Raw genomic sequence first — 25,103 nt, forward strand, 5'->3', positions numbered from 1 at the left:
CAGAGGTCCTTAGTCCAGCGCGTGGGCAGGCTTGGCCGAGGCGGCCCAGACGGCGCCGAGATCGGACAGGCGTGCTTCGAGGCATTCGACGCCCAGCCGAACCGTGCCGCCGCCGGCAAAGCTGAGCTCGACGATGCCGGCGGGTCCGTCGATGGGCTTGAAGGTGATGGCCAGCAGTTCCAGCACGCCCTCGGGCGCGGCGGGGTCGAAGCCATTGGTGACGACGGACTGCACCGCGTCGAAATGCAGGGCCGCACGCTTGCGCAGCCCCTTGTCGCGGCGGCCCTTGCCCGATTCCCAATCGAAGCGGTTCATCAGCAGCGCAAAGCGGCGGTCGCCGCGCGCATAGCCCATGTCGGCGACGCGCAAAACGGCGTCCTGCGCATGGGCAGAAATGACTTCGAGGTCTTCGGTATCAAGCGCAAGCAGCTTGAGGTCGGTCATAGGCGGCGGCCCCGTTTTTCTGTCGCGTCGGCCGGAACCGACCAACGCTGGTGGCATGAAACGATCCTATCTGGTCATGCCGAACCCGATCTACAAGTTTGAGGGCGCCTGGGCAATGCGGGTTGTGGAAAGCCGGTGGGAGGGATCAAGGGTGGCGGGGTGTTTGGCCCCGATATACGGACCAACCGCCACCCCCTCCCAGCCTCCCCCGTCAAGGGGGAGGTGCCGCTCCGTGGGTGCGGAGATGGCGCCGGTTTCCCAACGCCATGCCCCTTCCCCAAAAGACTCTCTTGTAAATAACTGACCAGTCAGTTATTATCTTCGTCACTGGAGACTGACCATGACCGAGACCACCAAGAAATTTCGACGCCGGGCCGAGGCGCGGCCAGACGAGGTGCTGGATGCGGCGCTGTCGGTGTTCGTGGCCAAGGGTTTCGCCGCCGCCAAGGTCGACGACATCGCCCGGCAGGCAGGCGTGTCCAAAGGCACGGTCTATCTCTATTTCCCCTCCAAGGAGGCGTTGCTGGAAGGCATCGTGCAGCGCGCCGTGTCGCCGATTGCCGATCGCGCGGCGCCTGACATGGCCCAGTTCGAGGGCGATCCGCGGGTGCCGATCACCCGGCTGCTGCACATGCTGTGCGGGGTGCTGACGCAGGCGGACACCATCGCCATACCCAAGCTGATCCTGCGCGAGGTGATGAACTTTCCCGCCATCGCCGAAATGTACCGGCGCAACGTGCTCGACAAGGTGGTGCCGGTGCTGACGGGGCTGATCGCCCGCGGCATTGCGCAGGGTTACCTGCGGCCGGTGGACCCCGAACTCACCATCCGCTCCGTGGTGGGGCCGATCATCGCTCATATCGCGCTCAGCGAAATCTTCGACATCAGGCCGATCGACGGGCTGGCCATGGAACGGCTGGTGGAAAACCATATCGACATCCTGTTTCGCGGCATCTGCGCCGATCCGCAGGAGGCGCGGCCATGAACGAATTCTTTGCCGGAGTGATCGCGGCCGTCATGTCGCTGCTGCCGGGCGGGGCCAGCGAGCCGGCAGGCTATGCCGGTTATCTCGAAGCCGATTATGTCTATGCCGCGCCGGTCAGCGCCGGGCGGATCGCCGGCATTGCCGTGGCCGAGGGGCAGGCGATTGGCGCTGGCGACGTGCTGTTCGTGCTCGATGACGCCCAGCAACAGGCGCTGCTGACGGCGGCGCAGGCGCGGGTCGAAGCGGCGCGGGCCACGCTGGAAAACCTCGAAACCGGCAGCCGCGTCGAGGAAATCGACGTCATCCGCGCCAATCTCAGCAAGGCGCGGGCCGACCTGGTGCTGGCGCAATCCAACCTGTCCCGCAGCGAAAAGCTGCTGGCCGCGGGCACGGTCGCTTCGGTGCGGGTGGAACAGGATCGGGCGGCGCTCGCGGCGGCCGAAGCGCAGGTGGCGCAACTGACGGCGCAGGTCAACGTGGCCGAACTGCCGGCGCGCGACGCCCAGCAGGTGGCGGCGGAGGCGAACCTTGCCGCCGCGGTGGCCGATGCCGACCGGGCCGCGCTGGACCTCAAGGACCGGCAGACCGTCGCTCCGGTGGGCGGCGTGGTGGATCGGCTGTTTTATACCATGGGAGAGATCGCCGTCGCGGGTGCGCCCGTCGCCTCCATCCTGCCCGAGGGGGCGCTCAAGGCCCGGTTCTTCGTGCCGGAAGTAGAACGCTCGGCGCTGGCGGTGGGCCAGGCGGTGCGCGTCGGCTGCGATGGCTGCGCGGCGACGACGGCGACGGTAACCTACCTGGCCAGCGAGCCGCAGATGACGCCGCCGGTGATCTATTCGCGCGAGGAGCGCGACCGACTGGTCTATATGGTCGAAGCCAGGCTCGACACCCCCGGCACATTGCGGCCGGGGCAACCGGTGACGGTGACGCCATGACCGACGCTCCGGTCATCGACGTGCGCGGGCTGACCAAGCGGTTCGGCGACAAGACGGTGGTCGACCATTTCGACATCGCGGTGCCGCGTGGGGCAATCTATGGCTTCCTCGGCCCCAATGGGTCGGGCAAGACCACGACGATCCGCATGATCTGTGGGCTGCTGACGCCCGACGAGGGGGAAGGCACATGCCTGGGGTTCGACGTGCGGCGCGACGCCGCCCGGATCAAGGAACGGGTTGGCTACATGACCCAGAAATTCTCCTACTACGAAGATCTCTCCATCCGCGAAAACCTCGACTTCGTGGCCCGCATGTACCGCCTCGACCGGCGGCGGCAGCGGGTCGATGCGGCACTCGACGACCTGGGACTGGCCGACCGGCAGAAGCAGCTCGCGGGTTCGCTTTCAGGCGGCTGGAAGCAGCGGCTGGCGCTGGCGGCGTGCCTGTTGCACGAGCCGGACCTGCTGCTGCTCGACGAGCCGACCGCCGGCGTCGACCCCAAGGCGCGCCGCGATTTCTGGGACGAAATCCGGCGCCTGTCGGCCAGGGGCGTCACGGTGCTGGTTTCCACCCACTACATGGATGAAGCCATCCAGTGCGATTTCATCACCTATATCGCTTACGGCAGGAAGCTGATCGACGGGCCGTCGGCCGAAATTCCGGCCATGGTGGGGCTGGTGACCTATCGCGTTTCGGGGCCCGACATTTCCAAGCTCGAAGCCGAGTTGCAGAAGGAAGATGGTGTCGAGCAGGTGGCGCGGTTCGGCGCGGTGCTGCACGTATCGGGCACGGACCGGGCCAGGCTGGAAAGCGTGGTCGAGCGCTACCGGGCGCGCGGCACTCATGAATGGGCGGAAAAGAAGTCGGAGCTGGAAGAAGCCTTTATCTACCTGATGGCGGGAGCGCGGGACAATTTCGCCCGCGATGCGGCATGAAATTCTCATTCGCGCGCTTATTCGCCGTGCTGGCCAAGGAATTTATCCAGATGCGCCGCGACCGCATCACTTTCGGCATGATGATCGGCCTGCCCATCGCCCAGTTGCTGTTGTTCGGCTACATCATCAATTCCGATGCGCGGCACCTGCCGACGCTGATCGAGCTCAACGATAGTGGCCCCCTGGTCCGCTCCATCATTTCGGGCATGCAGATCTCGGAATATTTCGACATCCAGGGGACGGCGGCCGGTGTGGACAGCGGGGAACAGGCGCTGCGCGACGGCAGCGCGTCATTCGTGGTGGTGTTTCCGCGCGATTTCGAACGCGATATCGTGCGCGGGCTCAAGCCGACGCTGCTCGTGACGGCCGATGCCTCGGACCCGTCCGCCGTCGGCGGGGCGGTCGGGGCGCTGAACGGCATTGTGAGCCGGGCCATGGCCGAGATCTTTTCCGGGCCGCTGGCCCGGCTGGCGCCATCGCCGCCGCCCTTCGAGGTGGCGGTGCACAAGCTCTACAACCCGGAGGGGAGCACTTCGACCAATATCGTGCCGGGGCTGCTGGCCATCATCCTCTCGATGACCCTGGTGATGATGACCGCGGTCGCCATCGTCAAGGAAACCGAGCGCGGCACCATGGAGATGCTGATCGCGACGCCGGTGCGGCCGCTCGAAGTGATGCTGGGCAAGATCGTGCCCTATGTCTTCGTGGGTTACGTGCAGACCGTCGTGTTCCTGCTGGCTGGCCTCACCCTGTTCGGCGTGCCGTTCGAAGGCTCGTGGTGGGCCTTCTTTGTCGGCTTCAACCTCTTCATCGTGGTCAATCTGGCGCTGGGCTTCCTCATCTCGGCCGCGGCCCGCTCGCAGATGCAGGCCATGCAATTGTCGATGTTCACCATCCTGCCCTCGGTGCTGCTGTCGGGCTTCCTGTTCCCATTTGCCGCCATGCCGGGCTGGGCCCAGATCATCGGCAGCGCCGTGCCGGCCACGCATTTCCTGCGCGTGGTGCGCACGGTGATGCTCAAGGGCGGCGATATCGGGGACGTCGCCGGCGAGATGTGGGCGCTCGTCGCGATCCTGATCGTGATTTCGGTGGTCGCGATGCTGCGTTACCGGCAGACGCTGGATTAAGTTGGGATCTGCCCTCGGGTCAGGCCCGAGGGCAGTACGGTGCGTTCAGCCCGCGATGCGCTCGATCTCGGCGCCGCAGCGGCCGAGCTTGTCTTCCAGCCGCTCGAAGCCGCGGTCGAGGTGATAGATGCGGTTGACGATGGTTTCGCCCCTGGCGGCGAGGCCGGCAATGACCAGCGATACAGAGGCGCGCAGGTCGGTCGCCATCACCTGGGCACCCTTGAGCTGGGCCTTGCCGCGCACGGTGGCCAATTGCCCGTCGACCGAGATATCGGCGCCAAAGCGGGCGAGTTCGGCAACGTGCATGTAGCGGTTCTCAAAGATGGTCTCGCGAATCTGGCTGGTGCCCGAGGCCATGGTCATCAGCGCCATGAACTGGGCCTGCAGATCGGTGGGAAAACCGGGGAACGGATCGGTCTCGACATCGACCGGCTGGATGCCGTTGCCATTGCGATGCACGCGCAGCCCCTCGGGCTCGACGCTGAGCGCGGTGCCGGTGCGGGCCAGGATATCCAGCGCCGCCTGCAGGTGTTCCGCGCGCGCGCCCTTGAGCAGAACATTGCCCCCGGTCATGGCCGCGGCCATGGCGAAAGTGCCGGTCTCGATGCGATCGGGGATCACGTCCACGGTGGCGCCATGCAGCCGCTCCACACCCTCGATGGTCAGCGTGCGCGTGCCGATGCCGGTGATTTTCGCACCCATGGCGACGAGGCATTCGGCGACATTGGTGATTTCGGGTTCCTGGGCGGCATTGTCGATGACGGTGGTGCCGCGGGCGAGCGTGGCGGCCATCAGGATAGTGTGGGTGGCGCCCACCGAGACCTTGGGGAATTTGATATGGGCGCCGACGAGGCCTCCCTTGGGCGCCTTGGCGACGACGTAGCCTTCATCGATGTCGATTTCGGCGCCCAGTTCCTTGAGGCCGAAGAGGAACAGGTCGACCGGCCTTGTGCCGATGGCGCAGCCGCCGGGTAGCGAAACGCGGGCCTCGTGGCAGCGGGCCAGCAGCGGCCCGATGACCCAGAAGCTGGCGCGCATCTTGGAGACGAGATCATAGGGCGCGGTGGTGTCGACGATATCGGCGGCGTGGAAGGTCATGCGCTGGCCTTCCCCTTCCTCGCCACGGCGGCGGCCATGCACGGCGATATCGACGCCGTGATTTTCGAGGATGCGTTCGAGTTGCTTGACGTCGGCCAGGCGCGGCACATTCTGCAGCACCAGCGGCTCGTCCGACAGCAGGGAGGCGATCATCAGCGGCAGGGCAGCATTCTTGGCGCCCGAAATCGGGATTTCGCCATTGAGTTCGTTGCCGCCGATCAAACGGATACGGTCCATAGTCTTGTCCTATATGGCGGGCGTCGCCGCCCTTCTACCTGGGGAAGGAGCCAGGCCAAGTCCTAGTTGCCACGTAAGCCAGACTCGCCGCACTCGGTGCTAGACAATTCGATAGTCGCCCGAAACTGGTTTACGGTTTATTGACCGTATCGGTTCCGGGGCCCTGTTGGGGATCGGGCGCCTGGCGCTCCGAATCGGCGCGCGCCTTGGCCTGCCCCTTGCGGCGCTTGAGGTTCTCACGCAGCTTTGCGGCCAATCTTTGCTCACGCAAGGCCGCTTGTTCGGATTTGCTCATGGTGTCACGGGGAATCGCATTGCCCTCGCGTCGGTTGATAGGCGTTTTTTAGCCTTGCGTCGAGGTTGGGCCTATGGCAAAGGAGCCCCCGTCGCGCCGGGCTTGCTTGCCCCGCGGCGCCATGCCAGTCGCGCCGCCGCGACCCCGATGCTGCCGTAGCTCAGTGGTAGAGCACCCCCTTGGTAAGGGGGAGGCCGACAGTTCAATCCTGTCCGGCAGCACCATTTTCGCAGAAAATCACAGCCAGGCCGCCCGGTGCGACCGCCTGCGGCCCTGCGCGATCTCCATACCACCGAAGAAGGATTTTGCGGAGCGCGCGACATTGCACGCCATGCCGGCGCGGCGGCGACCCATTGCAGGCCTGTGGCCGTGGTTAGTCCAGAGCCAGGGCGGGTTCGGCCTTCGGTCCGCGGAAGGAAACCGTTTCGAGTACGCGGTCGATCATCTGCTGGGCCGCTTCCACCTGGGAGTGGAAGTCCAGGACCCGGTCCGGCAGCTCGGCTCCCGCGACCTCCCGGAAGGCGGTGCCAAGGTCCGTGCCGGTCTGGCTGACCCGGTGCGACACTTCGTGGAGCACGCGATGCGCCTCGATGCGGCCGATCCGGTCCGACAGATGGATCATCATCGCCTCGGTATGGATCAGTCCGTTGGTCAGCTTCAGGTTTTGATCCATGCGTCCTGCATCGACCTCCAGCCCCGCCAGCATTTCCTCGGCAAGCGATACGGCGCCGGACAAATGCTGGACGGCGTCGCTGAGCGCGGCACGCTCGCGATAGCCATGCCCGATGCCGCGCTCATGCTCCTGAAGCATTGTGCCGAACAGCACGCCAGGCACATGCTGGACGCTGCGCGCGGCTTCGATGATCGCCTCGCAGATCACTGGATTGCGCTTCTGCGGCATGGTCGAGGAACTGCCGCGCCCCGCCGCGGCGGGCTCACGGACTTCTCCTACTTCCGTGGACATGAGATGGGCCACATCGACCGCAACCTTGGCCAATGCGGCCAGCAGCGCCGCAACGGCGCCGGCCAGGGCAACCATCCGGTCGCGGCTGGCATGCCAGGAAATGTCGGGCTCCACCAGGGACAGCCGCTCGGCCAGCCGGCGGCGCACCGCCATGCCGTCGGCCCGCAATGACGCCAGCGTTCCCACCGCCCCGCCGAATTGCAGCACCGACGCCTCCTCCAGGGCGCGGGTGAGACCGATGCGCGTCCGGAATATCTGGTCGAGCCAGACCGCGATCTTGTAGCCGAACGAGATCGGCACGCCGTGCTGCAGCTTGGAGCGTCCCACCATCGGGGTTCGCCGGTGCAGATCGCACAGCTTGGCCAGCAGGCGTTCGATCCGGGCCGTATCGGCCAGCGTGATGGTCAGAACCTCGCGCAATTGTAGCACCTGGGCGGTGTCCATGACATCCTGCGTGGTGGTGCCGAAATGCACCCATTGCCCGCTCTCGCCTGCCCGTCCGGCCAGCATGGCGACCAGCGGCACGATCGGATAGCCGACGATGGCGGCGGCTTCGCGCAGCGCATCGAGGTCGAGGTTCTCGCGGCGGCAGGCCGCAACGATGGGCGCGACCGCCTCCCGCGGGATCACCCCGAGTTCGCCCTCCACCTCGGCCAGGGCAGCCTCGACGCACAGATAGGCGTCGATCGTTCCGGCTTCGCCAAAGATGCTGGACGCGCGCCGGTAGCCGGTGGTCTGGGTCAACAGGCCGGGAGCAGTCGATGCGAGGCTCATGGCATTTACTCTTCCTGGAACGCCACGTCGCGCTTGGCCCGGATGCTGGGCAACAGCACCATGACGAGCAGGGCGACGGCGCCCATCAGCAGCGCGCAACTGATCGGCCGCGTGAACAGCACGGTGGCATCACCCCGGTTGATCATCAGGGCCCGGCGCAGGTTTTCCTCCATCATCGGACCGAGAATGAAACCCAGCAGCAGCGGGGCCGGCTCGCAATCGAGTTTGCGCAGCACGTAGCCAACCACCCCGAAGAGAGCGAGCAGGAAGACGTCGAAGGTCGAATTGCTCAGGCTGAAGGCACCGATGGCGCAGAACACCAGGATGGCGGGGAACAGGAAATGATAGGGAATGCCGATCATGCGCACCCATAGTCCGATCATCGGCAGGTTGAGCACCAGCAGCATCAGGTTGCCGATCCACATCGACACGATCACGCCCCAGAACAGCGCCGGCTGCTCGATCATCACCGATGGTCCGGGCTGGATGCCCTGGATGATCATCGCGCCGATGATCAGCGCCATGATGGAGTTGGACGGCACGCCCAGGGTGAGCATGGGGATAAAGGCGGTTTGCGCGCCAGCATTGTTTGCCGCCTCGGGACCGGCCACGCCCTCGATGGCGCCCTTGCCGAATTCATCGGGCCTTTTCGACAGTTTCTTTTCGACCGTATAGGAAGCAAAGGAGGCCAGCATCGCCCCGCCGCCGGGCAGAATGCCGAGCAGCGAGCCCAAGGCCGTGCCCCGCATCACCGGCGCCGCCATGCGGCGGACATCCTCGCGGCTGGGCAGCATCTTGCTGATCGTGCCGGATACCGAGCGTCCGCTCTCGTCACCGAGATTGGCGACGATTTCTCCGAGGCCGAAGACGCCCATGGCGACGATGACGAAGCTGATGCCGTCCTGCATTCCGGTTATGCCGAAGGTGAAGCGCTGCACGCCCGAATTCACATCCGGCCCGATCAGGCCGAGCAGCAGACCGACGATGACGGTGCCGAAGGCCTGCAGCAGCGAGCCATGGGCGAGCACGAGCGCCGCCACCAGACCGAGGCTCAGCAGCGAAAAATACTCGGCCGGGCCGAATTTCAGCGCCACCTCGCCCAGGATGGGCGCAAACAGTGCGATGAGCAGCGTGGCGATGGTGCCGGCGACGAAGGAACTTATGGCGGCGGTCGACAGCGCCACGCCCGCACGGCCCTTGCGCGCCATCTGATAGCCATCGATCGCGGTGACGACCGAGGAGGGTTCGCCCGGCAGGTTGACCAGGATGGCCGTGGTCGAGCCGCCATATTGGGCGCCATAGTAGATGCCGGCCAGCATGATCAGGGCGTTTTCCGGCCCCATGGTGAAGGTGATCGGCAGCAGGATGGCGATGGTTGCGGTCGGCCCCAGGCCGGGCAGCACACCGATGGCCGTGCCGAGGAATACCCCGACGAAGCAATAAAACAGATTGGTGAGGCTGCCGGCCGTCTGCAGGCCGATCAGGAGGTTGGCGAAAATGTCCATGGGTCAGCCTCCGAACAGCGAGCCGAGCAGGGGCATCGGCACGCCGAGCCCCACGACGAAGACCAGCGTACAGGCCACACTGAGGACCAGCATGCCGACGACGGCACGCAGCTCGATCCGGAAATGGCGGCTGGCCGCCGCCCCCACCAGCATCAATACGGGAAGGGCGATCAGCACCCCGGCATAGGGCAGCAGCAAGCCGAACAGCACGGTCGAACCGGAGACCAGCGCCAGCGCCTTCCAGTTGATGAATCCCAGCCGCAAATCCGGATTTCCGTCGGCGGTGGTGAAGACGCGGACAGCGATGATGCACCCGATAAGGGCCAGCATGGCGCCGAGAACGATGGGAAAGAAGCCCGGCCCCATATTGGATGGACCGCCAAACTCGTAGCCCAGCGAAGCGATGATCGTGCCGAGGCCGAGCGTGACGTAGAGCACCGCCGACCAGAAGTCCTTGCGATGCAGGATTTCATGGGCGAATGCGCTGCCACCTGGCTTGTATTCTGCTCTACCGGACATAGCGGATGGCCTTCCAGAGGGGACATTGGCTCACCGGCGGAGGCCGGCGCGAAACGGGCGAGGCAGACGGGCAATCCCATCCGCCTCGCGCGGGGCAGGATCAGTCGGCGTGGATGCCGTTGGCGCGGATGATCTCGCCCCACTTGGCGGTTTCAGCCGCCACGAAGGCGGTGAAGTCGGACCGCGAGGGACCGCCGGCGGTGACGCCATCCTTGGCGAAGCGTTCCTGGACGTCGGGCAGCTCAAGCGCCGCCTGCACCTGGTCGTGAATGGTGTCGAGCAGTTCGGGGTCGGTCTCACCCGGCGCGAACATGGCGAACCAGTTGATCACCTCGAAATTGCCGTGACCGAGTTCACCCACCGTGGGCACGTCGGGGAAGGCGTCGCTGCGATGGGCGCTCGACACGGCCAACGGGCGAATGCGGCCGGCCTCGATCTGCGGCATGGCCGAGCTGGGATTGTCCCACATCGAATCCACGTGGCCCGACAGTGTATCGGTGGCCGCGGCGCTGCCGCCCTTGTAGGGGACGTGGATGAGTTCGGTGCCGGTGACGAGCGCGGTCAGCGCTTCGGCCATATGCGACAGCGTGCCATTGCCGCCCGACGCCATGGTGAGCTGGCCGGGATTGGCCTTGGCGAAGTCCACCAGGGCGGCGAAGTCGGGATATGGCTTGTCGGCCGCCGTCACCAGCACGAGCGGGTTGGAAACGACCAGGCCCACCGGCACCAGATCCTTGTCGGTATCATAGGGCAGCTCGGCGAACAGCGCCGGATTGGTGGCGAAGCCCGCCCCGGTGATCAGCAGGGTGCGCCCGTCCGGTTCGGCCCGTGCCACCTCGGCGGTGCCGATCTGCGTGCTCGCGCCCGGCTTGTTCTCGACGATGAAGGATTGCCCGGTGCTCTCGGAGAGTTTCTGGGCGACGATGCGGGCGGCGATGTCGGTGATGTTGCCCGGCGTGTAGGGGACGATGATGGTGACCGTGCCGGTCGGCCATTCGGCCGCCATTGCCGGCTGGCTGAGCATCAGGACAGCCAGCGCGGTGCCGAGCGCGGAGTGCAAGCGAAACATTGATTTTCCTCCCTTGGTAATCCAGCCACCCTTAGCAATCCTGCCTCCGGGCAGGGCAGCGAAAACTGGGGGACCATCCATTCCAATCCGGAATAGTCAGGCCTGCGCGTCCGCTATCTCCTTCAGCCAGGTAAAGAATTTGCGGGATACCGAGAGCTTTTCGTGCCGCACGAGCTGATAGTAATAGCCCATTTCCGGAAAGGCGATTTCCGCGCCGATCCGCTGCAACTGGCCCGATTGCACGGCGTCGCGAACGAGAAAGCGCGGCACGATGGCAATGCCGAGCTTTTGCAGGGCGGCATCGATGATGAGGCCATATTGCTCATAATAGTGAAACCGCGTCGCGGCGAGGCTGATGCCCTGCCGCTCGGCCAGTTGGAACCAGGCGGCTTCCACCTTCACATGTTGCAGCAGCGGATAGTGGACGACATCCTTCAGCGTCAGGCGGGCGGTGGCGATTGAAGGATGCGCGACCACCCAGAAGCGATCGCCGATGAGCCACTGCGCGGTGGGCGGCGGACTGCCCCCGCCATTGAAGAATATCTCGGCATCGGTATCGGCATAGCGCTGGCCGGGTGCCGTCCGGACCCGAAAGACCAGTTCCTGGTCGGGGTGCCGGGCCACCAGGTCGTGATGAAACGGAATGAGAAAGCGCTGGGCAATGATGGGGGGCGCCACGATCCGCAGCGTGCCCGAGCCTTGCGAACTCACAAAGGCCTCGACCGCGGCATCTATGGTGCCGATGCCCTCGGCAATGCGCGACAGGAAAATGCGGGCATTGTCATGCGGGACGACGCCGTCCTTGCTCCGCTCGAACAAGGGCACACCCAGTTGCGCCTCGACCTGCTGGACGTTCTTGCTGACGGCGCTCTGCGTCATGTTGAGGGCCTGGGCCGCTGCCGTGAGGTTCTGGCGGCGCAGAACCTCAAGGCAAATCCGCAAACTCGAAAGCCTGATATCCCGCATGACCCCCCGCCGCAATTGCCCCCAAGCGAGGCCCGAACCATGTTCGAGCAGTCTCTTTCCGGATGGCGAAGGCCGCAAGCTCTTATCGCCGCTTGTCCCGCCACGAAAAGCCGGCGCCCCTTCAGGGGGACGCCGGCGACAGTATCATCTGGTGCTGAAATACCGGTCGCGTGGCTAGATCCAGTAAGGCGCCACACCGTAATAGTCATAGACGCGACGGCCGTTCTCGGCGGTCCAGAAGTCGTCTTCATTGTCGTATTTCGGCGCGCCTTCGAGCTGGTCCTTGGTCACGTCGACGCGATAGCCGCCCAGGCTTTCGTCATAGTTGAGCTTGGACCACGGCAGCGGGTAGTGGTCGTGCCCCATGCCGAGGAAGCCGCCGAAGCTCAGCACGGCATAGGAGACCTTGCCGCTGCGTTTTTCGACCAGGATGCGCTCGATCGAGCCGATATGCTCGCCGCGCGGATCGTAGACCTTGGTGCCTTCGACCTTGTCCGAAGCGATGAGGTCATGGGTTTCCTTGACGTTGGCATCGCGGTTGCGAATGTCTTCGTAAGCCATTTCTTACTCCTCTTGCGTTGCGTGTGGTGGGGAAACGCCACCGCAAACCGACCGGTTCCCCGATCCTGAAAAGTGATCGGAGCCGGCGGCCGTCAGGGAATCGATCAGGCGACCAGGGTCGGGCGGCTGCGCTGGGGTGTCGGCCCGCGCTCGGCGATAAAGCGCGCGAAATGGTCGAAATCCAATGGCCGGGCAATATGATAGCCCTGGACGAGATCGACCCGGCCGCCCTGGCGCAGCATATCGAGCCGCCCCGCGGTCTCGACGCCCTCGACGACCAGCGTGCGCCCGGCGGCATGCGCCATGTCGATGGCGTGGCCCAGCATCTGCCCCAGCACCGAGCCATCGGGCGCCATGGCGAAGGAGCGGTCGAGCTTCACCCCGGCCACTGGCAATTCGGCCAGCGTGTGGATGGACGAATAGCCCGAGCCGAAATCGTCGATATAGGTGGCCACGCCCGCATGCGACAGCGTCTCGATGGCGGCCAGGGCACTGCCGAGCTCGACCTCACTGGTCTCGACCAGCTCGATCACCACGGCGAAGCGATCGGCGAGGGCCAGGAAGCCGTCCAGCATATGCACCAGCAGCGCGCCGTCGAGATCGCGCGGGAAGATGTTGAGATTGACCTGCAGCACCCGGCCCGATGGCGGCAGGCGCGAAAGCTCGGCCAGCGCCCTGTCGATGACCATGCGGGTAAAAGCGGCGGTCAGGCCGTTTTTCTCCACGATGGGGAGGAACTGGTCGGGAAACACGATGGTCCCGTCGACATCGCGCCAGCGGGCCAGCACCTCGCAGCCGGTGATGCGGTCGCGATGCAAATCCAGCAGCGGCTGATAGGCACAGACCACGCGCTCGGCGCGGAAATTGCGCAGGAAGCGCGCTTCGAACGACCAGTAGCGCGCCAGCATGGCCCGCAGGTATCGCGCCAGCCAGGCCGCCAGGACCACGCAGACCAGCAGCGTCAGGCCGAGGACCATGCCGCCCAGGGCGAACAGGTTGGCCAGCGTGGCCCGCGCCGACAGGCAATGCAGACCGATTTCGTCGCAGGCGGTCTGCAGGAACGCCCCGCCGCGCAGGCCGAAGGGTCCGGCCGGCGGCGCGGCAAGCGAGGCTGCATAGAGGCCCGGCTCGCCCGACATGTGCCACCATTTGCCGTCGGGCGCGCGCAGCACGACCTCGACGCTGAGCCAGCGCGGGATCGTATCGGGAAGCGGAGTGCGGGGCACGACCATGCCATGCTCGCCGCGCAGCGCGATGGTGCCCTTGGCGTTGTCCAGCCCCATGAAATCGAGGTCTTTGTTGAACCAGAAGGAGATGCCGAACGGGTTGTTGGAAGCCAGGTCCGGCTCGCCGAGCCCCACCGGCGCCGCCAGCATGCCGCCATTGCCGCTGCAGACGATGGCGCCGTTTCGTGCGTAGAACAGCTCGTTTATGCCATCGGGAAGGAAGGCGATGCGCCGCTGCTGCATCGTGTATTCCCGCGAGCAGGGCACGGCAGTCAACTGCTCGTCCATGGCGTCGAACGTGTTGAGCACCGCGCTCCGGACGCGGGTGTAGCTCGTCATGGCGCGATCCACCTCGGCACGCAGGTTGGCATGCACCTGATCGGCCAGGAACCAGCCCGATCCGGCCAGCAATGCCGTGAACAGCACGGCCCAGAGAACAAAAAACACCAGTCGCCGATGCGTGTCGGCTATCAGTAAACCCGCAAACCTGCCCATGGACGGCCCCCGCCAGAGGTCCATCTGGCCAACAATTCATCAAATTGAAGTTAAGCACCGCCCCGCAGCCGGAATCGGAACCGCGGGCGAGCGATACGCATTGACGTGGCAAAGCCGGATTTTCCGCTGCCAAAGGAGACGCGCCATGGTTTTTGACAGCCTCCGCGAGCGCATGGGGGGAGACGACAATCTCACCCCGATGCGGATCGCCCACAACACGCTGTTCACCGCCAAGGAGAAGATCACCCTGCTCAACCAGCTCAAGGCCGATGTGACCGGCGCCACCCAGGAAGGCACCGAGCTCGGCTTTGACGCCGACGAGATCGACCAGGCCATAGCCGAGGTGCGCGCGGGCGTGCAGGCCGGCATAGGCGGCCAAACCGTGGTCAAGGGAGATTTCTGATGGCGACCGCCCCCAAAAAGCCGACGCCCACCGTGGCGGAAGTGGATGTGCTGATCGACGAGAACGGGTCGCGCGTCGACGTACCCGATGGCTCGCCCATCAAGGTCGCCGGCGAGCATGAGGCCACGGTCGGCGCGACCGGCCCCACCAATTGGTGGCTCTATGGCCTTATCGGGCTGGCCATCGTCATCGCCGTGCTGTTCCTGATGCAGATGTTCCAGGGTGCGCCGGCGACCGATGTGCAGCCGGGTACGCCGACATCGGAAAGCGTGGTCGCTCCGGCGGCCGATGACGTGCCGGTGCAGGAGCCGGTAGTGCCGGCACAGTAGGCTCTTGCGGTTCACATCGGAGACTGTCGGCCCATCGTCATCACCTGGCTTGTCCGGGTGATCCACCTTTCAGCGCATGCGGAGCCATGGATTGCCCGGACGAACCAGGCAATGACGATGGATGGATGGTCTGGCAGGCTGCGGAAGCCCCTAAGTGAACATTCCGCTCAACGCCCCAAAACAAAAGGCGCGCCCCGCGGGACGCGCCTTCCACATATCTATACCGCCAAATCAGCCGTTGATCGGCGCGATCTGGATTTCCACGCGGCGGTTCTGGGCGCGGCCCTGCTCGGTGGCGTTGCTGGCGATCGGCGAGGTTTCGCCCTTGCCTTCGATATAGAAGCGGCGCTGGTCGATGCCCTGGTTGGCCAGGATGGTGGCGACCGAAACGGCGCGGCGCTGGCTGAGGCTCAGATTGTAGGAGTCGTCGCCCTGGCTGTCGGTGTGGCCGTAGACGTCCACGATCGACTTGTCGAACTTCTTGAGCACCAGCGCGACCGAGACCAGCGTCGAGTTGAAGCCCGGATTCACTGTCGCCTGATCGGTGGCGAAGGTGATGTTGGACGGCATGTTGAGGATGATGTTCTGGCCGACACGGGTCACCGAAACGCCGGTGCCCTGGAGCTGGGCGCGCAGCTCGGCTTCCTGCTGGTCCATGTAATTGCCGATGGCCGCTCCGGTCAGGCCGCCGACACCAGCGCCGATCAGCGCGCCGACGCGCGGGTCCCCGCCCACGGCAGCGCCCACAAGCGCGCCGGCAACGGCGCCGCCGCCAACACCGATCATCGCGCCGCCGGCAGTATTGGAAAGCTGCTGCTGGCCGGTATAGGCGTTGGTGGTGCAGGCGGTGAGCGCCAGGGTCGCGGCAATGGCGACCAGAATTTTCGACTTCATAGACTATCCCCCTGAAGGATCATGACAGTGGCCCGTTGGTGACCACTGAATACGGCAGGATGGTGGTGAAGCAAAGGCCCTGAACCGGGAATGAACGGTGCCAGGCCGGTCAGGCGCTGGCCCAGCCGCCATCGACGAGGAATTGCTGGGCCGAAATCATGGCGCTGTCCTCGGCCGCGAGGAACAGCGCCATCCGTGCCACATCGTCGGGATAGACCAGTCCGGCCAGCGCCTGTTCGGCCTCGATGCCCTTGAGCGCCGCATCGTCGATCCACAGATCGAGTTGCCGCTGGGTGATGATGGCGCCGGGCACCAGCGAGTTGACGCGGATGCCGGACTTGCCCAGCTCGCGCGCCATGGAGCGGGTCAGGCCATGCATCGCGGCCTTGGCTGTTTCATAGAGCGGGATTTGCGGAGTCATGATCATCCAGCTGATCGAGCCCAGATTGATGATCGAGCCGCGTCTGGCCTCGATCATGCCCGGCGCCACGGCCTGCATGGCAAAGAAGGCATGCTTGAGATTGACCGCCATGCGGTCGTCCCAATAGGCGGGCGTAACCGTACGCCAGTCATGCCGCTGGTCGTGGGCGGCGTTGTTGACCAGCACCAGCGCATTGCCATGGGTTGCGGCAAAGCCGGCAATCGCGGCCCGGTAGGCGTCCACGTCGGTAATGTCGCAGCGCGTGAAGCGGACCACCTGCCCCGCAGCGGTCAACTCGGCCGCCAGCCTGCCGCCGGCCTCGTCGGCGATGTCGACAAAGCCCACCTTGCTGCCCTGCCCGGCAAAATGGCGCACCATGCTCTCCCCGATACCCGAGGCTCCGCCGGAAATCACCACCGGCACACCGGCAAGGCTGGGATAGGTGGCGAACTGGCTCATCGGAAATCCGGGGGAGATATAGGACTGATCCACCTGAAAATACCGCCCCGGCATTCGCCGCGCAAGTAGATTTGAGGTACGTACATCAAATCACTGCCACACGCGCATTGGCGACGTCTCTGCACCTCTCCCTTGGGGGAGAGGTCGACTTGCGAAGCAAGGCGGGTGAGGGGCCTTCCCCACACACCTCACCCAGTAAAGGCCCCCTCACCCGGCGCTTTGCGCCGACCTCTCCCCCAAAGGGAGAGGTGAAGGACGCGGCGTCACCTCGCGCCGCTCCATCTCTTCGAGCAGGGCCTCGACCTTCCCCACATTGGCCAGGTGCCGCGTTTCCATCGAGAAGTTCAGCGTCACATATTCGCGGCCGGGGCAGAAGGTGACGATATTGGTGGCCGGGTGCCAGGCGCCGCAATAGATCGGTTCCACCATGCCATGGGTCATCGGCCCATAGGTGCGGTGCGGCGGCACCAGCGTCAGCACCACGTGGATGCCACCATTGAAGCGCCAGAAGCGCTTGCCGGGCAGGAAGGGCAGCGCGCGGTTGATGCCGCGCAAGGCCTTGAACATGGCATTCATCATCACCTGGAACCTGGTGATATCCTTCTGCTCGATAGCCGCCACGGTGTCGTCGACCGCCCGGACATAATCGACGAAATCCTCCAGCACGGCGAATTTGGCTTCCAGCGCCCGCACGCGGAAAAAGTCGTCATCCGCGTCGTTCCGCTTGGTATCGAGCATGGTATAGGCGGCGCCGATCACCTTCTTGCTCATCGCCTTGTCCTCACCCTCGCCATTGAGAGCGTGGGTGACGAGCGCGAAAAGCAGCGAGCGCTGGCGCACGCCGAGCTTGTTGGCAAGCTGGCGCAGGCGGTGACGCTTGAGCGCCAGTGTCCTGAAGCCCCAGGGCTTTTCTGCCGGCGCCAGGATGTTGGCGATGGCGATATAGAGCATGGCGGTAAAGCCGCCACGCAGCACGCCATTGAACCGGGAGCGCCAACCGACCTTGTTGGCGTGGTCGGACATGGTGCCGTGGCTGGCCGATTGCGAGCGCGTCAGCAGCGCCGAATCGGAGCCCTCCAACAGGGCATGGCTCGACCGCACTTGGATGACCGAGGCGCGGCCCTCGCCATCGGGGCCACCCCGACGCACCGCGGCCATGACGCGGAACAATGGCAGGTCGGGCGCATCGAAAATGTCGGTCGACTTGCCGATCCACTTGTCGGGATAGCCGTCCAGGTCGTCGACCAGTTCGACTGAAGTAATTGCATCCAGGATATGCTTGGGAAACGGCTGGCCCGGCCTTGCGCCGATGAAGCCGTGGGTCAGCTGGGGCGCCAGCGCCACCATTTCGGCCACCAGGTTGCCCAGGCCATCGGCATCGAAGCTGGTGGTGGAAAAGGCGGTGAAGAAAACCGTGTCCTGGCCCTGGTAGAGAAACCACTGGAAATCGGTGAACAGGGCCTGCGGATTGCGGCTCACCGCCGCCTGCGCCAGGTCAAGCACTTCAGCGCGCTGGCCGGCAAAACTCGAAGACGAAAAACTCTTCACTGAACTCACCCCTCGCGAGCCCATTCGGGCTTTTTTGTGATGGTAGTCTGAGAGTAGTCTTGCTTCAACACTACGCCGCAACGACTGTTAATTCGTGAAGATCGGCCCGGTCACGAAGCAGCGATGCACAGCAGATTCATCGCCCTCAGGCGCGATTGCCGCATTGGCAGGAGGCGCGCCACACTTTAGAATGACTCTCATGTTCACCGGTCGGCGCCTTGTGCCAGAGCGGTTTGGCAGGGCGCGGCGCGCGGCGAATTGACCTATGTCAATGCCGATTGCGCCACCCTAGTTATGGCTTGTTCGCCGGCGCGACACGACCCGCCGACGGCAGGACACAAAGGACGTTTCGATGGACTATCGCGGCATATTCGAAGACGCAGTGGATACGCTGCGGTCGGAAAAGCGCTATCGGGTTTTCGCCGATATCGAGCGGGTGGCGGGCCAGTTCCCCCGCGCCGTCTACCGCGACGATGCCGACAATATGCGCGACATCACCATCTGGTGCTCCAACGACTACCTGGGCATGGGCCAGCATCCCAAGGTGATATCAGCCATGCAGGACACCGCCGGCAGGCTCGGCGTCGGCTCGGGCGGCACCCGCAATATTTCGGGCACCAACCGTCCGCTGGTCGAGCTTGAGCGTTCGCTGGCCGACCTGCACCGAAAGGAAGGAGCCCTCGTTTTCACGTCGGGCTTCGTCTCCAACGAGGCGGCCATCGCCACCATTGCGCGGCTGCTGCCCGATTGCGTGATCTTCTCGGACCAGCTCAACCATGCCTCGATGATCCAGGGCGTGCGCCAGTCGGGCATGCAGAAGGTCATCTTCCGCCACAATGACGTGGCCCATCTCCGCGACCTGTTGGCCGCGACCGACCGCAAGCGCCCCAAGCTCATCTGCTTTGAATCGGTCTATTCGATGGATGGCGACGTCGCCCCCATCAAGGAGATCTGCGACCTGGCCGAGGAATTCGGCGCGCTGACCTATATCGACGAAGTCCATGCCGTGGGCATGTATGGCGCGCGTGGCGGTGGCATTGCCGAGCGCGACGGGCTGATGGACCGCATCGACGTCATCGAGGGTACGCTGGCCAAGGGCTTTGGCACGATGGGTGGCTATATCACCGCCAACAAGGCCATCATCGACGCCGTGCGCTCCTATGCGCCCGAATTCATCTTCACCACCTCGCTGCCCCCGGCTCTCTGCGCCGCGGCTCGCGCCTCGATCGAGCATCTCAAGGTTTCCGACCATGAGCGCCTGATGCACCAGCGCCAGGCGCGGCTGACCAAGGCGATCCTGGCCGATGCGGGCCTGCCGGTGATGGAGACCGAGACCCATATCGTGCCGCTGATCGTGGGCGATGCGCGCGCCGTCAAGGCGGCCAGCGACATGCTGCTCGACAAGCACAATATCTATATCCAGCCCATCAACTACCCCACCGTGCCCAAGGGCACCGAGCGCCTGCGCATCACCCCGACGCCTTTGCATACCGACGAAATGATCTTCGCCCTGCGCCATGCGCTGGTCAGCGTCTGGACCAGCCTCGAACTGCCGCGCGAGGCCGCCGATGCCAAGATCACGGCCAGCAAGCTGACCTCGGGCGACCTGACCCTGCCCACCATCGGGGGCTGATCGCGCCCTAGCTGTCGGAACAGGTCAGGCTCGTCCGTCATTTGCCATGACAGCAGACGGAGTGTGACGATGGCGGACGATCAATTCATCCTTGGCGGCACGGGCACGGACGTATTCTCCGGCATTCCCGTCAGCAATTTTCAGGCGTCCCTCGACTGGTACCAGCGCCTGTTCGGCACCAGGCCGGCTTTCTTTCCCAACGAAACCGAGGCCGTCTGGGCCATCGGCGATCGTCGCTGGATTTACATCATCGTGGATGCGAAACGTGCCGGCGGCGCAATCCAGACCATCATGAGCGCCGACCTCGAAGGCATGATCGCGCAGATTTCCGGGCGCGGCCTCGACTTCGGCCAGGAGGAAATCCCCGGCGAAGGCGTGCGCAAGGTCATGTATTACGACCCCGACGGCAACGAGATCGGTCTCGGCCGCATCCCTGCCGAGTAGGACCCATCATGGCACGTGCAATCGGCGCCAACGCCAGTATCGCCAATCCCCAGTTGAAATTCTTCGAGCGGATCGTCGGAGAATGGCGCACCGTGGGAACCCATCCCGCAATGCCCGGCGTCACCCTGCGGGGCCGGGTTTCGTTCGCGTGGCAGGACGGTGGCGCATTTCTCATCTGGCGATCCGAGGTCGAGCACCCGCTGTTTCCCGACGGCATCGCCATCATCGGCAGCGACGCCGCCGCCGGCACCCTCTTCATCAGCTATTTCGACGAGCGCGGCGTCTCCCGCAAGTATGACGTCACGCTCCACGAGCACGGCTTTGCCATGCAGCGCCTGGACCCCAAATTCTCGCAGCGCATGACCTTCAGCCTGGAGGCCGGCGACGCAAGAATGGTCAGCAAGGGCGAGATGTCGCGCGAGGGCGCCGCCTGGGAGCCCGACCTGTCACAGACCTTCGAGCGCTTGTAGGCGGGCGCGCCACTGCGACGTGAGCCCGGCGCCAAGCGTGGCTATCCGTTCAGCCCGACCGAAAAGCCCAGATTGGTCGGGGCCAGCGGGAATGGTCGCACCGACGTCACCGGACTATCGCCGTCGACCGGCTCGATCCGCAGGTTGCGGGCCCAGAGCCGGCCCTCGCCCACCAGCAGCAAACCATAGTGGATGCTCGCGGCCGCGTCGGGCACATCGAGCACGACTTCAGCCGCCTTCCAGTCCAGCGTGCCGTGCAAAGCCGCATCGTCGCCACGCTGCAGCATGTTGTCGAAGCGCAGGAAGCGCCCCGCTGCCGGGTCGACCCGCATCCAGATCGAGCCGCTGCCGGCCTCCTCGGTCCGCAGCTCCGCCGAAAACCGCAGCTTCAGCCCGCGAAAGCTGATGGCATCGATGGACTGCATGATGACACCGGTCTGGCCGCCCGGAATTTCCACATTGGGCTGCGATGCCACCAGAACGACACCAGGCTGGGCCGGATCGAGCCCGATCCGGTAATACTCGGGCGAGGGGTGGGACACGAACCAACCCTCCGGCAGCGGCAACAGCGGCAGACTGGCCGCTTCGATGCGGGCCGCCAGCATGTTCCAGTTGGCAAGGCCGAATTGCCGGGCGACGAGTTCGAGACAGTCGCTATGCGACAGGGCGATGCCCCGTTGAGCCAGCCCCTGCCGCAGGGCCTTGGCCATGGTCTTGGCGTCGAGATAGGTCTGCATGGTTCGTCCTCTGATCGGGCAAGATCGAAGGTCAGTGCTCGCATTGCCGACGGCTTGCCCAAAAAGGAAAAACCACCATTTCCGCAAGATGCATTCACCATCCCCAAACGGGCGCAAGCGGCCGGCTGCATCAACCAGGGGGAATGCTGGCAGGCGACCGTCGCACTGTCAACCTGGCGCACCGACACCAGAAAAACGGAGATTCCCGCTTTCGCCAGACTGACGCCATGGGATGACACGGTGGCCGCAGCGAACCTTCATGGACGGCGCAACGCTCCACACACGCTCCTGACAGCCTGGGCGCCCCTCAACTCGTCAGCACGATCCGCATCAGGTCCGCCGTATTGCGCGCGCCCAGCTTCTCCATCACCCTGGCCCGATGAACCTCTATCGTGCGCGGGGAAATGCCCAGTTCGCGGCCGGCTTCCTTGTTGGATTGGCCATTGGTGATGAGTTGCAGCACTTCGCGCTCGCGCGGGGTGAGCTGGGAGAAGCCGCGCACTTCCACCGGGCGGCGCCCGCCCTGCATGGCGCCCAGATGCACGTCGCGGCGCAGGGCGTCGCGGATGACGGTCAGCAGGTGCTCGGTGTCGATCGGCTTGGAGATGACGTCGGATGCTCCCAGCTTCATGGCCGTCACCGCGGCCTCGACCTGGGGCACATCGGCCAGCATGAAGACGGGCGTACCGGTCCGCATGGCCTTGACCCGGCGCAGCAGGCCCAGCCCGCTTTCCTCCCCCATGCGCAGGTTGAGCACCACGATGTCGGGCCGCCGCCGTTCGAGGCCGACAATGAAATGGGCCGCCTCCAGCGAGAAGGTGGTCTGGAAGCCTTCGAGGCGGAACAATACGCTCAGCGCCTCGCAGGTCGCCGGATCGCCGTCCACGATATGGATCAACCGGTCCCGATTGAGAAAGGAGTGATAGTAGATCTGGTCGCTCATATTGCCCTCTGCCCTTGGCAAGTTTCGCTTCGACGCGACCATCCGGGCAGCAGGCTTCACCATCGCCGGCTTGCCTGTGGCAGCCTGCGACACCGGCCCCCCGTGTGAATCGCAGCGGTAGTTTGCGCTAAGTGTTCGTGCCGTCCGACAAGGACAACACGTAGGATGAAGCACCTAGGTATTGGGTCTATTTGCCTATTATGGGTTTGTCAACGGACATTTTTCCTATTTCCGTGACAAGAAAAACCGGCCCCGCAGGACCGGCTGTGGTTTCGATCAGCGCGGATTGGCGCGCAGCGCGTCGCGGATTTCGGTGAGCAGGACTTCTTCCTTGCTGGGTGCCGGCGTTTCGGCGACCGGCTCGGCTGCGGCCTTGCGCTTCATGCTGTTGATGCCCTTGACCACCAGGAACAGCACGAAGGCGATGATGGTGAACTTGACCACGGCATTGATGAACAAGCCGATATTGAGGGTGGCAATGCCCGCATCCTTGGCCGCGGCCAAGGACGGCACCGGCACGTCGCCGGGATTGGACAGCACGATGAACAGATTGGAAAAATCGATGCCGCCGATGATGAGGCCGATGAGCGGCATGAAGATGTCGTCGACGATGGAGGAGACGATGGCGCCGAAGGCGGCACCGATGATCACGCCGATGGCGAGATCGATCATGTTGCCCTTGATGGCGAAGTCACGGAATTCCTTGAACATGGCTCTAACCCTCTGTGGTGACCCGCCCTTCCTAGACGGCCGCGCGATTGGCGGTGAACGAGGATTCATGAACCGGCGGGGAAAAGCAATGGGGCCAGAGTAGGTCTTGCGCAGGGTTGGCGGCCGACCGATAGTCCCCACGCGCCGGAGAACCCAGGACCGCAAGCCCGATGGCCGCCCACAAACACATCGCCGACACCAGCCTGAGGCAGGCGCTCGACCACATTCCGCAGGGCATCGCCGTGTTCGATGCCGGCCTGCATCTGGTGACGTCGAACAGCCGCTACAATATGCTGCTGGCGCTGCCGACCGCCCTGATCAAGCCGGGCACGCCGCTGTTCGATATCGCGCTTTTCCTGGGCGACCGCGGCGATTTCGGATCCGGCGACGCGGCGCGGCTGGCCATCGAGCGCATCAACCTGCTCACCGCTTCGCCGACCACGGTCACTCAGCGGCTGGGCAATGCCGGGCAGGTGCTGGAATTTCATTCGAGCCGGCTGCCAGATGGGGGCCTCGTCATCAGCTTTTCCGACGTGACGGCGCGGGTGCGGGCCGAAAGCGAGCTCGAAGGCATGAACCAGTCGCTGGAAGAGCGCGTGGACGAGCGTACCGCCGCGCTGACCAGGGTCAATTCCGAACTCGAAAGCGCCCGCGCCAAGGCCGATGCCGCCAACCACGACAAGACGCGGTTTCTCGCCGCCGCCAGCCATGACCTGCTGCAGCCGCTCAATGCCGCCCGCCTCTATACCTCGACGCTGATCGAGCGCGCCAAATCGACCGGACTGGCCGACCTGGCCAATTCCATCGAGGCTTCGCTGACCGCCGTCGAGGACATCATGGGCGCCCTGCTCGATATCTCGCGCATCGACAGCGGCGCGCTCAAGCCGGCGCCCGCGCCGGTGGCAGGGCGCGACCTGCTCAAGAAGATCGAGGTGGAATTCGGTCCCCTGGCGCGCGAGCGCAGTATCTCGCTGCGCATCGTGGATAGCGACGCCACCGTGATGGTCGACCGCATGCTGGTGGGCCGCATCGTGCAGAATCTGGTCTCCAATGCCATCAAGTATACCCAGCCCGGCGGCAAGGTGCTGGTGGGTCTGCGCCGCCGCGGCAATCGCATGCGGCTCGACGTGATCGATACCGGCATCGGCTTCAACCGCGACCAGCACCGGCTGCTATTCGCCGAATTTTCCCGGCTGGAACGCGGCGCCCGCATGGCGCAGGGGCTGGGGCTGGGCCTCTCCATCGTGCAGCGCCTGGTGACGGCGCTGGGCCTCACGCTCGAACTCGACAGCATGGAAGCCCGCGGCTCGCGCTTCTCGCTGTTCCTGCCGGCCACCCGCACCATCCGCGCCACGCCCGAAGCCAGTGTTGCGCCGACCGAAACCAGCTTCGGCACCCTCGGCCTCAAGGTGCTGTGCGTCGACAATGAACGGGCCATTATCGAGGCCATGGAGGGATTGTTGCGCCATTGGGGCTGCGACGTGCGCTCCGCCCTGTCCCTCAAGCAGATCGACCGCGAACGCCTGCTCGAAGGCTGGTATCCCGACCTGGTGCTGATGGATTACCACCTCGACCAGACCTCCGGCCTCGATGCCATCGAGTGGCTGCGGCACAATCTGGGCGGCCACCTGCCGGCGGCTTTGGTCACCGCCGACCGCAGCCCGGCCGTGCGCGCTTTGGCCGAGGAACGCGGCATCGCCGTCGTCACCAAGCCGGTCAAGCCCGCCGCCCTCCGCGCCGCCATCAGCGGCCTCGCCAACCAGAGCCGGAGCCCAGCCAAGCGCGTGGGGTAGGTTCGAAAAGCTGGCACGTGTGACTCGCCCCCACCCCCTTGTGGGGAGGCGCTGAGGGTGGGGGGGGGTAACGGGAGGCCATGGTGTTCGAGATGACGCACAGGTGACCGGCCCGCCGCCGCGAACAACCCCGCCCTGCGCCGCTCCAGCGCCCGCCAGTAAATCCCGCAGCGGGCCCACCCA

Annotated in this window: 26 protein-coding genes and 1 tRNA gene; 11 read left to right on the forward strand and 16 right to left on the reverse strand. The window is 64.9% G+C overall.

Annotated elements, in window-relative coordinates:
• Positions 1-9: 9 nt before the first annotated feature.
• Positions 10-444 carry a DUF2948 family protein gene (locus tag ASD80_RS15900; RefSeq protein ID WP_056234915.1) on the reverse strand — a complete coding sequence of 145 codons (435 nt, stop codon included), beginning with the start codon at positions 442-444 and terminating at the stop codon, positions 10-12.
• 340 nt (positions 445-784) lie between these two features.
• Between ASD80_RS15900 and ASD80_RS15905 the strand changes: the two genes are divergently transcribed.
• The 4 genes from ASD80_RS15905 to ASD80_RS15920 are packed head-to-tail and all read left to right on the forward strand — an operon-like array spanning position 785 to position 4,426.
• The gene (locus tag ASD80_RS15905; RefSeq protein WP_056234918.1) at positions 785-1,429 is read left to right on the forward strand and encodes a TetR/AcrR family transcriptional regulator; all 645 of its coding nucleotides are present in this window, start codon (positions 785-787) and stop codon (positions 1,427-1,429) included.
• A complete protein-coding gene (locus ASD80_RS15910) occupies positions 1,426-2,364 on the forward strand; it encodes an HlyD family secretion protein (protein ID WP_056234921.1) in 939 nt (312 codons plus the stop codon). The genes ASD80_RS15905 and ASD80_RS15910 overlap by 4 nt, the downstream gene beginning before the upstream one ends.
• On the forward strand, positions 2,361-3,299 hold the full coding sequence (locus ASD80_RS15915) for an ABC transporter ATP-binding protein (protein WP_056234924.1): 939 nt from the start codon (positions 2,361-2,363) through the stop codon (positions 3,297-3,299). The genes ASD80_RS15910 and ASD80_RS15915 overlap by 4 nt, the downstream gene beginning before the upstream one ends.
• The gene (locus ASD80_RS15920) at positions 3,296-4,426 is read left to right on the forward strand and encodes an ABC transporter permease (RefSeq protein ID WP_056234927.1); all 1,131 of its coding nucleotides are present in this window, start codon (positions 3,296-3,298) and stop codon (positions 4,424-4,426) included. The genes ASD80_RS15915 and ASD80_RS15920 overlap by 4 nt, the downstream gene beginning before the upstream one ends.
• Before the next feature lie 45 nt (positions 4,427-4,471).
• Here the strand turns inward: ASD80_RS15920 and murA are convergent, their stop codons facing one another.
• Together murA and ASD80_RS19220 are read right to left on the reverse strand one after the other, a co-directional pair.
• Entirely contained in the window at positions 4,472-5,761 is a 1,290-nt protein-coding gene (gene murA / locus ASD80_RS15925; RefSeq protein WP_056234930.1) for a UDP-N-acetylglucosamine 1-carboxyvinyltransferase, read from the reverse strand.
• A 130-nt stretch (positions 5,762-5,891) separates the two neighbouring features.
• Complete coding sequence (locus ASD80_RS19220; RefSeq protein ID WP_274532323.1) at positions 5,892-6,017, reverse strand: hypothetical protein; 126 nt, start codon at positions 6,015-6,017, stop codon at positions 5,892-5,894.
• Positions 6,018-6,205: 188 nt separating this feature from the next.
• Between ASD80_RS19220 and ASD80_RS15930 the strand changes: the two genes are divergently transcribed.
• Positions 6,206-6,280: transfer RNA gene (locus tag ASD80_RS15930), tRNA-Thr, on the forward strand.
• A gap of 149 nt (positions 6,281-6,429) precedes the next feature.
• Here the strand turns inward: ASD80_RS15930 and ASD80_RS15935 are convergent.
• From ASD80_RS15935 to ASD80_RS15965, 7 genes are all read right to left on the reverse strand, one after another.
• On the reverse strand, positions 6,430-7,794 hold the full coding sequence (locus ASD80_RS15935) for an adenylosuccinate lyase family protein (RefSeq protein WP_056234933.1): 1,365 nt from the start codon (positions 7,792-7,794) through the stop codon (positions 6,430-6,432).
• 5 nt (positions 7,795-7,799) lie between these two features.
• Positions 7,800-9,299 carry a tripartite tricarboxylate transporter permease gene (locus tag ASD80_RS15940; protein ID WP_056234935.1) on the reverse strand — a complete coding sequence of 500 codons (1,500 nt, stop codon included), beginning with the start codon at positions 9,297-9,299 and terminating at the stop codon, positions 7,800-7,802.
• A 3-nt stretch (positions 9,300-9,302) separates the two neighbouring features.
• Positions 9,303-9,818, reverse strand: coding sequence for a tripartite tricarboxylate transporter TctB family protein (locus ASD80_RS15945; RefSeq protein ID WP_056234938.1), 516 nt, complete (start codon positions 9,816-9,818; stop codon positions 9,303-9,305).
• Between the two features lie 100 nt (positions 9,819-9,918).
• Complete coding sequence (locus tag ASD80_RS15950; protein ID WP_056234941.1) at positions 9,919-10,887, reverse strand: Bug family tripartite tricarboxylate transporter substrate binding protein; 969 nt, start codon at positions 10,885-10,887, stop codon at positions 9,919-9,921.
• A gap of 96 nt (positions 10,888-10,983) precedes the next feature.
• Positions 10,984-11,853, reverse strand: a complete 870-nt coding sequence (locus tag ASD80_RS15955; RefSeq protein WP_056234945.1) for a LysR family transcriptional regulator — start codon at positions 11,851-11,853, stop codon at positions 10,984-10,986.
• Between the two features lie 174 nt (positions 11,854-12,027).
• The gene (locus ASD80_RS15960) at positions 12,028-12,414 is read right to left on the reverse strand and encodes a PRC-barrel domain-containing protein (RefSeq protein ID WP_056234948.1); all 387 of its coding nucleotides are present in this window, start codon (positions 12,412-12,414) and stop codon (positions 12,028-12,030) included.
• A gap of 104 nt (positions 12,415-12,518) precedes the next feature.
• On the reverse strand, positions 12,519-14,087 hold the full coding sequence (locus ASD80_RS15965) for an EAL domain-containing protein (RefSeq protein WP_162247382.1): 1,569 nt from the start codon (positions 14,085-14,087) through the stop codon (positions 12,519-12,521).
• Between the two features lie 193 nt (positions 14,088-14,280).
• Here ASD80_RS15965 and ASD80_RS15970 point away from each other — a divergent pair, with 193 nt between their 5' ends.
• Entirely contained in the window at positions 14,281-14,538 is a 258-nt protein-coding gene (locus ASD80_RS15970; protein WP_056234954.1) for a hypothetical protein, read from the forward strand.
• Positions 14,538-14,867 (forward strand): hypothetical protein, encoded by a 330-nt coding sequence (locus ASD80_RS15975; protein WP_056234957.1) that lies wholly within the window; start codon positions 14,538-14,540, stop codon positions 14,865-14,867. Before ASD80_RS15970 ends, ASD80_RS15975 begins: the two co-directional genes overlap by 1 nt.
• 231 nt (positions 14,868-15,098) lie before the next feature.
• On the opposite strand, the gene ASD80_RS15980 is transcribed toward ASD80_RS15975, so the two are convergent.
• The 3 genes from ASD80_RS15980 to ASD80_RS15990 all read right to left on the reverse strand — a co-directional run bounded on the left by ASD80_RS15980 (position 15,099) and on the right by ASD80_RS15990 (position 18,189).
• Entirely contained in the window at positions 15,099-15,761 is a 663-nt protein-coding gene (locus ASD80_RS15980) for an OmpA family protein (protein WP_056234960.1), read from the reverse strand.
• A gap of 109 nt (positions 15,762-15,870) precedes the next feature.
• Positions 15,871-16,641, reverse strand: coding sequence for an SDR family NAD(P)-dependent oxidoreductase (locus ASD80_RS15985; RefSeq protein WP_056234963.1), 771 nt, complete (start codon positions 16,639-16,641; stop codon positions 15,871-15,873).
• 207 nt (positions 16,642-16,848) lie between these two features.
• The gene (locus ASD80_RS15990) at positions 16,849-18,189 is read right to left on the reverse strand and encodes a hypothetical protein (RefSeq protein ID WP_056234965.1); all 1,341 of its coding nucleotides are present in this window, start codon (positions 18,187-18,189) and stop codon (positions 16,849-16,851) included.
• 352 nt (positions 18,190-18,541) lie between these two features.
• Between ASD80_RS15990 and hemA the strand changes: the two genes are divergently transcribed.
• The 3 genes from hemA to ASD80_RS16005 all read left to right on the forward strand — a co-directional run bounded on the left by hemA (position 18,542) and on the right by ASD80_RS16005 (position 20,736).
• Positions 18,542-19,822, forward strand: a complete 1,281-nt coding sequence (gene hemA, locus ASD80_RS15995; RefSeq protein ID WP_056234967.1) for a 5-aminolevulinate synthase — start codon at positions 18,542-18,544, stop codon at positions 19,820-19,822.
• Between the two features lie 69 nt (positions 19,823-19,891).
• Complete coding sequence (locus ASD80_RS16000; protein WP_056234971.1) at positions 19,892-20,266, forward strand: VOC family protein; 375 nt, start codon at positions 19,892-19,894, stop codon at positions 20,264-20,266.
• Positions 20,267-20,274: 8 nt separating this feature from the next.
• The gene (locus tag ASD80_RS16005; protein ID WP_056234973.1) at positions 20,275-20,736 is read left to right on the forward strand and encodes a hypothetical protein; all 462 of its coding nucleotides are present in this window, start codon (positions 20,275-20,277) and stop codon (positions 20,734-20,736) included.
• Between the two features lie 41 nt (positions 20,737-20,777).
• Here the strand turns inward: ASD80_RS16005 and ASD80_RS16010 are convergent, their stop codons facing one another.
• The 3 genes from ASD80_RS16010 to mscL form a co-directional block, all read right to left on the reverse strand.
• Positions 20,778-21,473 (reverse strand): glyoxalase superfamily protein, encoded by a 696-nt coding sequence (locus ASD80_RS16010; protein ID WP_082555358.1) that lies wholly within the window; start codon positions 21,471-21,473, stop codon positions 20,778-20,780.
• A 307-nt stretch (positions 21,474-21,780) separates the two neighbouring features.
• Positions 21,781-22,416, reverse strand: coding sequence for a response regulator transcription factor (locus tag ASD80_RS16015; protein WP_056234976.1), 636 nt, complete (start codon positions 22,414-22,416; stop codon positions 21,781-21,783).
• Between the two features lie 276 nt (positions 22,417-22,692).
• Complete coding sequence (mscL, locus tag ASD80_RS16020; RefSeq protein ID WP_056234979.1) at positions 22,693-23,127, reverse strand: large conductance mechanosensitive channel protein MscL; 435 nt, start codon at positions 23,125-23,127, stop codon at positions 22,693-22,695.
• 170 nt (positions 23,128-23,297) lie between these two features.
• Between mscL and ASD80_RS16025 the strand changes: the two genes are divergently transcribed.
• Complete coding sequence (locus ASD80_RS16025) at positions 23,298-24,920, forward strand: hybrid sensor histidine kinase/response regulator (RefSeq protein ID WP_056234981.1); 1,623 nt, start codon at positions 23,298-23,300, stop codon at positions 24,918-24,920.
• Positions 24,921-25,103 lie beyond the last annotated feature (183 nt).

It is taken from the genome of Devosia sp. Root635 (genome assembly GCF_001427605.1).
Lineage (GTDB): Bacteria > Pseudomonadota > Alphaproteobacteria > Rhizobiales > Devosiaceae > Devosia.

Coding starts and splice junctions, on each gene's coding strand:
- ASD80_RS15900 (WP_056234915.1), bottom strand. CDS start 444: ATGACCGACCTCAAGCTGCTTGCGCTTGATACCGAAGACCTCGAAGTC.
- ASD80_RS15905 (WP_056234918.1), top strand. CDS start 785: ATGACCGAGACCACCAAGAAATTTCGACGCCGGGCCGAGGCGCGGCCA.
- ASD80_RS15910 (WP_056234921.1), top strand. CDS start 1,426: ATGAACGAATTCTTTGCCGGAGTGATCGCGGCCGTCATGTCGCTGCTG.
- ASD80_RS15915 (WP_056234924.1), top strand. CDS start 2,361: ATGACCGACGCTCCGGTCATCGACGTGCGCGGGCTGACCAAGCGGTTC.
- ASD80_RS15920 (WP_056234927.1), top strand. CDS start 3,296: ATGAAATTCTCATTCGCGCGCTTATTCGCCGTGCTGGCCAAGGAATTT.
- murA (WP_056234930.1), bottom strand. CDS start 5,761: ATGGACCGTATCCGTTTGATCGGCGGCAACGAACTCAATGGCGAAATC.
- ASD80_RS15935 (WP_056234933.1), bottom strand. CDS start 7,794: ATGAGCCTCGCATCGACTGCTCCCGGCCTGTTGACCCAGACCACCGGC.
- ASD80_RS15940 (WP_056234935.1), bottom strand. CDS start 9,299: ATGGACATTTTCGCCAACCTCCTGATCGGCCTGCAGACGGCCGGCAGC.
- ASD80_RS15945 (WP_056234938.1), bottom strand. CDS start 9,818: ATGTCCGGTAGAGCAGAATACAAGCCAGGTGGCAGCGCATTCGCCCAT.
- ASD80_RS15950 (WP_056234941.1), bottom strand. CDS start 10,887: ATGTTTCGCTTGCACTCCGCGCTCGGCACCGCGCTGGCTGTCCTGATG.
- ASD80_RS15955 (WP_056234945.1), bottom strand. CDS start 11,853: ATGCGGGATATCAGGCTTTCGAGTTTGCGGATTTGCCTTGAGGTTCTG.
- ASD80_RS15960 (WP_056234948.1), bottom strand. CDS start 12,414: ATGGCTTACGAAGACATTCGCAACCGCGATGCCAACGTCAAGGAAACC.
- ASD80_RS15970 (WP_056234954.1), top strand. CDS start 14,281: ATGGTTTTTGACAGCCTCCGCGAGCGCATGGGGGGAGACGACAATCTC.
- ASD80_RS15975 (WP_056234957.1), top strand. CDS start 14,538: ATGGCGACCGCCCCCAAAAAGCCGACGCCCACCGTGGCGGAAGTGGAT.
- ASD80_RS15980 (WP_056234960.1), bottom strand. CDS start 15,761: ATGAAGTCGAAAATTCTGGTCGCCATTGCCGCGACCCTGGCGCTCACC.
- ASD80_RS15985 (WP_056234963.1), bottom strand. CDS start 16,641: ATGAGCCAGTTCGCCACCTATCCCAGCCTTGCCGGTGTGCCGGTGGTG.
- hemA (WP_056234967.1), top strand. CDS start 18,542: ATGGACTATCGCGGCATATTCGAAGACGCAGTGGATACGCTGCGGTCG.
- ASD80_RS16000 (WP_056234971.1), top strand. CDS start 19,892: ATGGCGGACGATCAATTCATCCTTGGCGGCACGGGCACGGACGTATTC.
- ASD80_RS16005 (WP_056234973.1), top strand. CDS start 20,275: ATGGCACGTGCAATCGGCGCCAACGCCAGTATCGCCAATCCCCAGTTG.
- ASD80_RS16010 (WP_082555358.1), bottom strand. CDS start 21,473: ATGCAGACCTATCTCGACGCCAAGACCATGGCCAAGGCCCTGCGGCAG.
- ASD80_RS16015 (WP_056234976.1), bottom strand. CDS start 22,416: ATGAGCGACCAGATCTACTATCACTCCTTTCTCAATCGGGACCGGTTG.
- mscL (WP_056234979.1), bottom strand. CDS start 23,127: ATGTTCAAGGAATTCCGTGACTTCGCCATCAAGGGCAACATGATCGAT.
- ASD80_RS16025 (WP_056234981.1), top strand. CDS start 23,298: ATGGCCGCCCACAAACACATCGCCGACACCAGCCTGAGGCAGGCGCTC.